This window comes from Pseudomonas sp. B20(2017), from assembly GCF_002113125.1.
Taxonomy (GTDB): Bacteria; Pseudomonadota; Gammaproteobacteria; order Pseudomonadales; family Pseudomonadaceae; genus Aquipseudomonas.
The window spans coordinates 1-1294 of sequence record NZ_NEJP01000031.1 but is presented as its reverse complement, the minus strand read 5'-3'; the positions used below and the strand labels follow the sequence as shown (position 1 = coordinate 1294).

1 pseudogene is annotated in these 1294 nt (G+C 65.9%); it reads right to left on the bottom strand.

The window, feature by feature from the left end:
• A pseudogene (locus tag CAF63_RS28160) lies at window positions 1–1294 on the bottom strand (RHS repeat protein); the annotation flags it as partial.

Genomic DNA, 1294 nt, shown 5'->3' with positions numbered 1-1294 from the left:
GGCTGCTTTCGGCGATCAGGTGGTCGCCTTGCCAGAAGAACTCGGTGGTCTGGCCGTCGACGGTCTTGCGGATGCGCCGGCCGAAGGCGTCGTATTGGTAGGTGGCGCTGGTGCCGTCGGGGCGGGTCAGGCCGATCAGGCGGTGCTGGCTGTCGTAGCGGTATGCAGTGACCAGTTGTTGCGCGCGGCCGCGGCGTTCGCGGATCAGGTTGCCGAAGGCGTCGTAGTCGTAATGGCGGTCGCCCTGCATCAACAGGCGGTTGCCTTTGATCTGTGTCGGGCCCGGACGGTCCTGCATCAGCAGGTTGCCGGCCGGGTCGTGGGCGAAGTTTTCCGGCACCTCGTCACGGGTGTGGCGCACGCGGATCAGCCGGCCGAGGGCGTCGTACGTGTAGCTGCGCTGGCCGTGGCGGGTGTCGGTGATGTGTTCGAGGTTGCCGTTGGCGCTGTAGGCAAAGTCGCGGCGGTACAGCGCGCTGCGTTGATGGCCTACGGCGTGGGACTGCAAGCGGCCCTGTTCGTCGTAGGCGTATTCGCTGAGCAGCAGGCCTTGCTGGCGCTGCTGTTCGCGGCCGTTGTGGTAGACGTGGCGGGTCAGCAAGGCGCCGTTGAGGTCGATCGCGGTCAGCGCACCGCCCTTGGCATAGTGATAATCGAGCTTGCTGTTGTCCGGCAGGCGCAGGCGGGTGAGCTGGCCGCAGGCATCGTAGGTGTAACGCAAGGTGCCCCAGCCCTGATGCTCGCGCACCAGCCGGTCCTGCAGGTCGTATTCGAAGGCCAGCGGGTGATCCTGGCCGTCATCCACGCCGACCAAACGGCCTAAACGGTCATAGCGGTAGCTGACCTCGATCCCGTCCGGCAGGGTCTTGAGCAGCAAGCGCCCGGCGCTGTCGCGCTGGTAAGTGGTGACCAGCGTCGAGCCGTCGTCGCCGAACTCGGTCTTTTCCAGCAGATGGCCGGTGCGGTCATAGGCGTACGCGGTGCGCCGGCCATCGAAGCCGATTTCCTGTCGGATCAGTCCGGTGGGCGTGTAGTCCAGCCGATACTTTTCGCCGGACTCGTTCTCGATTTCCGTCAGCAGCAGCTGCGCATGGTCGTAGCGGTACTGCAGCCGCGTGCCGTCGGGGTTGATCCGGCGGCTGACCAAATGCAGGTCGTCGTCATATTCGTAGCGGGTGATGCGCCCCAGTTCATCGCGTTCGGCGGTGATCTGGCCGTAGGCGCTGTAGGACCAGGCGCGGGTGGCTCCGGTAGGCAGCGTCGTCTGGATCAGCCGGCCAACGGCGTCCCAGGC